The following is a 6,303-nucleotide window of genomic DNA, read 5'->3' on the forward strand; positions in this document are numbered from 1 at the left end:
CTGCAGGGCCATGGCCTGAACATGCTGCTCCAGGGTGATTAGGCGCCTGGACAGCGCGTGAATCGTCTGGGCCAGGTCTTCAGCGTTGCGGGTGATCCGAAAGGAAACCGACTCGGGGGCCATGGCATCAGGCGCGGTGGAGCCGATGACAGCACACTTTGCTGGCGCAGCCAAGGTCAGACTGGGGCAATGAGCCACCCCTGGAACCTGGTCGTGTATGCCTGCGCCGGGCTGGCGGGCGGCCTGCTGGCGCTGCGCACCGGGATTCCCGCAGCCCCCCTGGCCGGCGCGCTGCTGGCGGCGGCGCTGGTGAGCATCGTCGGGCAGCTCGAACCGGCCCAATGGCCGGGCGGGACGCGCACCCTGCTGGAGATCGGGATCGGCACGGTGATCGGCACCGCCCTGAACAGCGCCGTGCTGCAGCAACTGCAGCAGCTGTGGCGGCCGGCCCTGGTGATCACCCTCAGCCTCGTGCTCGCCGGCTTGGCAGTGGCCCTGGCCTGCAGCCGGCTGTTCGGGGTGGACCCCACCATCGCCCTGCTGGGCGCCGCCCCGGGCGGCATCAGCGGCATGAGCCTGCTGGGGGCCGAGTTCGGCGTGGGGGCTGCCGTGGCGGCCCTGCATGCCGTGCGGCTGATCACGGTGCTGCTGGTGCTGCCCCTGGTGCTGAAGCTGGTGCTGCCCCAGGGCACGGGTTCGCCCTGAGCAGCCCACCCTCTCGACGCCGGCCGTCTCGATCGATACCTTGAGCCCTGCTTGCSGGATCTGTTCCCATGGCCCTGCGCCAGACGKTCGCCCTGTTCTCGCGGCAGCGGCCCCGGTTGCTGGCAGCCCTGGCCCTGACGCTGGGCCTGGGGCACGGGCTGCCCGCCTTCTCCCAGGCGACTGAAACCGGTGTCGTGCTGGAGGGGGCCGGGCCGAGGGGCGCCCAGATCTACTGCTTCATGCGCGGCAGCGGTAACAGCCACCAGGTGAGCTGGGATGCGGCCTATGCGGTGATCAAGCGCCAGAGCGATCAGCTGTTCAAGACCTCCCCAGAGCACGCGGCGGTGATGATCACGGAGGCCGTGGTGCAGTATTCCGGCTCCTTCCCAGACTGCGGCCGCTATCTCGGTGATCTGTTCAGCAAGCCCGAACCCGTGGAGGCCGCGCCAACCCGCATCCCGGTGTCCGGGGCCACCCGCAGCGAGCGCTTCGGCTACTGACACGGCGCCCCGGGGCCGGTTGTCACTGCCGCTGCTGGCGCTGCTGCTGCTGGCCGCCGCCGGCTGCGCCGAACAGCCCCTGCCCCAGCAGGCCATCCGCCGCGACGACTGCCTGCGCAACGTGCGCCTGGAGCGGCTCGAGCAGCAGATCAGCCGCTGTGATGCGGTGGTGGCCGCCTTTCCGGACGATCCCGGGCCCCGCAACGACGGCTACCTGCTGCGCAGCCTGGCGGGCCAGGACGCCGCGGCCTGTGATGACCTGCGGGAGGCGGTGAAGCTCGCGGAACGGCAGCCAGCCGAGGACCTCGATCCTCAGCTGCGCAGTGATCTCAAGGTGCGGCAGCAGCTCTGCAGCCAGGTCGCCAGCCCTGCGCCCTGAGCTCACCAGTTCTGCATCAGGTCCCGCACCATGGCAACCAGATCGCGGCGGCGCAGCTCCTGCTGACCGCGGCCCAGCAGCACGGCGATGCGCTCCGCCTTGCTCGCGATCAAGCCATCCACCAGCTGGTCGGCCACGCCCAGCTGCAGCCAGTGGCAGATCAGGGAACCCGCCATACCGATGCGGTGGCAGCGGTCTTCGGCCTGCTCCGCATCCCCGGGTGTCCAGGGGCGCTCGATCAGCATCACATGGCGGGCCCTGTGCAGCGTGAAGCCCAGCCCGCCGGTGCCGTAGGTGGCGATCAGCAGCGGGCTGCGGCCCTCCTGGAAGTGGTCCACCAGCTGCTGGCGCCGGCGCGGCTCGAGGGCACCGGTGAGCAGGGCTCCGCCCAGCTCCGCCTGCAGCAGGCTGGCGGTGGTGCGGAAGGCCGTGAACACCACCACGGCCTCGCCCGCGGCCAGCTGGCGCTGCACCAGCTCCCTGGCCGCCGCCAGCTTGGAGTGGGAGGCGATCTGGCGCAGGGCCGTGAACACGGCGAGCACCTCGGCGTCGCGGCGCACCTCCCCGCGGGCGGCGCGGCGGCGGTAGGCGTCCACCTTGCGCTGCAGCCGTTGCTCGAAGCCCAGGGCCTGGTCCGGCTCGAGCTGCACGGGGATCAGAGCGCGCTGCTTGGGCAGCAGATCGAGGCAGTCCTGCTTGCGACGGTGCAGCACCAGGGGCCTGGTGAGGCGCTGCAGCTCGGCGAGGTTGGTGGCGCCCGTGGCCTGCCACACCCGCCGCCCGCCCTGGTCACGCCAGTGCCCCTGGCAGAACAGCTCCTCGTAGGCCCGCTGATGCCGGGCCAGGGGGTGGCCGATCGCCGCCAGCAGGGGAAACAGCTGGGCCGGTCGACCGTTCTTCATCGGCGTGCCGGTGAGCAGCCAGATCGCCCGCAGCCGGGGGTGCCGGGCCAGCCGCAACAGGGCCTTGCAGCGGGCCGTGTGGGCGTTCTGGGCGAAGTGGGCCTCGTCGGCGATCAGCACCGTGCCGGCCGCAGGCAGCTCCGGAGGCAGCCGCGCCCAGCTGTGCAGCTCCAGCCGCAGGCCCAGAGCCAGGGCTTCGGCGCGCCAGTGGTCGTGCAGGCCCACCGGGGCCACCACCAGGATGCGGCAGTCCGCCAGGCGCACCATGGCCCGGGCCGCCGCCAGGGCCGAGAGGGTCTTGCCGAGGCCCATCGCATCCGCCAGCACCGCCCCGCGCCGCGCCAGCAACCAGCGGCCGGCGGCGCGCTGGTGGGCCAGCAGGCGGCGGCCATCCTCGAGGGGTTGCTCCAGATCGGCGGCCCGCACCMGCTGCCGGTGGGGCGGCAGCGGCGGCAGGGGCTGCTCCAGCCAGGCCAGCCAGGTGGCCAGCTGGGGCTCCACCGGAAAGCGACCGGCCAGGGCCTGCTGCAGCGCTGCGGCGGCCTCCTGCGGAAACTCCCAGCAGCCCCGCCGCGCCAGCCACTCCCCCCGGGGCCGGATGGCCCGCAGCTGGGCGCTGGTGACCGCATCAAAGGGGCTGACCACCTCGATCAGTCCGGTGGCACCCAGCCGCAACAGGCAGCGCATGCGCGGAATGGCAGTCCTCGACACATTGCCACCCTGGACACTGGCTGCAAACTCCCCGCAACCGAGCCAAGCGCATGCAGGCCAGGGACTGGGCGGCAGGGAACGCAGGCGGCAGCAATGCCGTGTTTCTCGAAGAGCTCTGTCCCAAACTGCGCGCCCGGCGCTGGCGCCAGTCCCTGCACCAGCACACCAACCGGCGCTGCATCTACTGCGGCTGCCGCTCGGAATCGATCGACCACGTGCTGCCCAAGAGCCGGGGCGGGCCGAGCGTGAACGAGAACTGCGTGCCGGCCTGCCTTGGCTGCAATGGCCGCAAGGGCGACAGCGAGGTGTTCAGCTGGTACCGCCAGCAGCCCTTCTACGATCCGCGCCGTGCCATGGCGATCCGGGCCTGGACCCAGGGCGAGATGGCCCTGGCCACGCGCCTACTGGCCTGGACCAGCTCACCCGCCAGTGCGCCAGCCGCTGCGGCCTCCCTGGCGCCTGAGGGCCCAAAGGCCGGCGAACGCCCGGGCGACCACGACCTGGTGGCGCTCCCTCAGGGCAGCGATGGAGCTCAGGCCGAGGCCCCTCACCAGACGCGGCAGGCCGCCGGCCCGTTGTGGCGCTGGCAGATGGCGGCCTGATCCTGGGGGGCCTCCGGGGCCAGCAGCGCAGCCAGCAGCAGCAGCCCTGCCGCCAGCAGAGCGGGGAGGGGCCAGGAGCGTGCCCGAAACTGTATGGAGGCCGCTACAGGGCGCTGCATCGGCGGAGCCCAGCACCAGCTGGCCTGAACAGGAGAGGACACCACCATGGGAAACATCGAGAGTGATACAGGTGTACTGATGCCTTCTGGGGATGTCAAGCCCGCCGCGAATCTGCTGGTGCTCGGGGCAGGCTTCACCGGCAGCCGTCTGGCGGCGGCCGCCGCTCAGCGGGGCTGGGCGGTGACGACCACCAGCCGCCAGGCCCCGCAGAACCCAGGGCCCGGCCACTGGTTGACCTTCGACAGCAGGGAGGGCCTGGTGCCCGAGCCCGATGCTCTGGCTGGGGTGACCCATCTGTTCGTGTCCATTCCCCCGGACGGCCAGCCCGGCGATCCGGTGCTGAGGCTGCTGGGACCCGTGCTGCGCCAGCTGCCGCTCCAGTGGGTGGGCTATCTCTCCACCACCGGGGTCTACGGCGACAGCCGCGGCGCCTGGGTGGATGAGCAGGCGCCCACCCCGGCACGGCCCGGCCGCAGCCAGGCCCGCCTCGAGGCCGAGCGGGCCTGGCGCAGCAGCGGCCTGCCGGTGCAGATCTTCCGGCTGCCGGCGATCTACGGTCCGGGCCGCACCCCCTTCCGCGCCCTGCAGGCCGGCGAGAGCCGGCTGATCCACAAGCCCGGGCAGGTGTTTTCCCGCGTCCACGTCGATGACATCGTCGGCGCGGTGCTGCACTGTCTGGCCCTGCCCGCCAGCGAGCGGCCCGCCCTGCTGNAACSYGGSSKWYSRCKGCCCCTGCTCCTCCACCGAAACCCTCAGCCACGCCGCCCATTTGCTGGGCCTGCCGCTGCCGCCCCTGCAGCGCTACGACGAGATCGAGGCCAGCCTGAGCCCGATGGCCCGCAGCTTCTGGCAGGAAAACCGACGGGTCAGCAACCGCAGGCTCTGCCAGGAGCTGGGCTACCAGCTGCGCTATCCCAGTTACCGGGAGGGCTTTGGAGCGAGCTTGTCGGCATAGGGGGATCCCTTGGGATAGCAGCGGGTGCGATCCTCGGGATCACACACGAACGGGAAGCCCATTTCCCGCATCAGCAGACCCCAGCGCAGCTGCAGCCAACCCCGGTTGAATCCCGTTCCCAGGCCATACAGCAGCAGTCCGAGCAGCAGCCAGCGCACCATGGGCCTCTCCTCCTTGCCTTCCATCCCATCCAACTCCGCTGAGAGCCATCTGGCCATCGCCCTGGGGGATCCGGGGGGCATCGGTGCCGAGGTCACGCTCAAGGCCCTGGCCCAGCCCGAGGCGCGCGGCCTGGAGCCTGTGCTGGTGGGCTGCCGCCGCTGGCTGGAGGGCCAGTACGAAGCCCTGAGGCCCCTCAGCCGTGAGCCCCTGCGCGATCCGGCCGAGCTCGCCATGGTGGACCTGCCCTTGGAGGAGCCCGTGGCCCCGGGCCGCAGCGGCCCGGCCTGCGGGGACGCGGGCTTCCGCTGGCTCACGGCGGCGGCGGAACTGGTGCAGCGGGGCGACTGCAAGGCCCTGGTGACCGCACCGATCGGCAAGGCCAGCTGGTATGCCGCCGGCCATGCCTACCCAGGCCAGACCGAGCGGCTGGCGGAGCTGGCCGGGGTGGCGGAGGCCTCGATGCTGTTCACCGCCCGCGCCCCGCAGGGCCACTGGCGGCTCAACACGCTGCTGGCCACCACCCACATCCCCCTGGCTGCCGTGCCGGCCAGCCTCGATCCGGCCCGGTTGCGGCGCAAGCTCGACCAGCTGCTGGCCTTCTGCCAGCGCTTTTCGCCCCGGCCGCAGCTGGTGGTGGCCGGCCTGAATCCCCACGCCGGCGAGGCCGGCCAGCTGGGACAGGAGGAGGAGGCCTGGCTCAACGACACCCTCAGCCAGTGGCAGGCCAGCCATCCGGAGGCGGAGCTGCTCGGCCCGTTGCCGCCGGACACCTGCTGGTTGAGTGCGGCGCAGGCCTGGCAGCAGGGCAGCCCAGGGCCTGATGGCTACCTGGCCCTGTACCACGATCAGGGCCTGATTCCGGTGAAGCTGCTGGCCTTCGACGCGGCGGTGAACACCACCCTGGGCCTGCCGTTTCTGCGCACCTCACCAGACCACGGCACCGGTTTCGCCATCGCCGGCCAGGGGGTGGCCCGGGCCGCCAGCATGGCGGCCGCGATCAGCACAGCCCTGGAGCTGGGTTGAACTCAGGCGGGCTTGACGCGCATCAGCACCTGGCCGAACTCCACCGGCGTGCCGTTCTCCACCAGGATCTCCACCACCTCACCGCTCAGCTCAGCCTCCAGCTCGTTCATGAGCTTCATGGCCTCGAGGATGCAGATGGTCTGACCCACCTTGATGCGGACTCCCGGGGCCACGAAGTTCGGCTCTCCCGGCGCAGGGGCGCTGTAGAAGGTGGCCACCATCGGCGCCGTGATCTCCACCAGGT

The 6,303-nt window shown here is 71.7% G+C and carries 6 protein-coding genes and 1 pseudogene; 5 read left to right on the forward strand and 2 right to left on the reverse strand.

Going from position 1 to position 6,303, the window contains the following annotated elements:
• Positions 1 to 189 precede the first annotated feature (189 nt).
• From IQ216_RS10645 to IQ216_RS10655, 3 genes are all read left to right on the forward strand, one after another.
• Positions 190 to 705 (forward strand): AbrB family transcriptional regulator, encoded by a 516-nt coding sequence (locus IQ216_RS10645; protein ID WP_186697911.1) that lies wholly within the window; start codon positions 190 to 192, stop codon positions 703 to 705.
• Positions 706 to 773: 68 nt separating this feature from the next.
• Positions 774 to 1,205 (forward strand): DUF6554 family protein, encoded by a 432-nt coding sequence (locus tag IQ216_RS14300; RefSeq protein ID WP_228007399.1) that lies wholly within the window; start codon positions 774 to 776, stop codon positions 1,203 to 1,205.
• Positions 1,206 to 1,224: 19 nt separating this feature from the next.
• On the forward strand, positions 1,225 to 1,584 hold the full coding sequence (locus IQ216_RS10655) for a hypothetical protein (protein ID WP_193815451.1): 360 nt from the start codon (positions 1,225 to 1,227) through the stop codon (positions 1,582 to 1,584).
• Positions 1,585 to 1,586: 2 nt separating this feature from the next.
• Here the strand turns inward: IQ216_RS10655 and IQ216_RS10660 are convergent, their stop codons facing one another.
• Entirely contained in the window at positions 1,587 to 3,173 is a 1,587-nt protein-coding gene (locus IQ216_RS10660; RefSeq protein WP_193815454.1) for a DEAD/DEAH box helicase, read from the reverse strand.
• A gap of 74 nt (positions 3,174 to 3,247) precedes the next feature.
• Between IQ216_RS10660 and IQ216_RS10665 the strand changes: the two are divergent.
• Positions 3,248 to 3,626 (forward strand): annotated as a pseudogene (locus tag IQ216_RS10665) (HNH endonuclease); the annotation flags it as partial.
• Between the two features lie 1,422 nt (positions 3,627 to 5,048).
• On the forward strand, positions 5,049 to 6,059 hold the full coding sequence (gene pdxA, locus IQ216_RS10680) for a 4-hydroxythreonine-4-phosphate dehydrogenase PdxA (RefSeq protein WP_370566706.1): 1,011 nt from the start codon (positions 5,049 to 5,051) through the stop codon (positions 6,057 to 6,059).
• Positions 6,060 to 6,061: 2 nt separating this feature from the next.
• Here the strand turns inward: pdxA and IQ216_RS10685 are convergent.
• Positions 6,062 to 6,303, reverse strand: a 242-nt coding sequence (locus IQ216_RS10685; RefSeq protein WP_228007400.1) for a biotin/lipoyl-containing protein, incomplete at its 5' end; no start/stop codon positions are given.

This window comes from Cyanobium sp. LEGE 06143 (assembly GCF_015207535.1).
GTDB lineage: Bacteria > Cyanobacteriota > Cyanobacteriia > PCC-6307 > Cyanobiaceae > NIES-981.

What these genes read in the sequence shown, in the direction of transcription:
- IQ216_RS10645 (WP_186697911.1), top strand. Translation starts at nt 190, where the DNA reads ATGAGCCACCCCTGGAACCTGGTCGTGTATGCCTGCGCCGGGCTGGCG.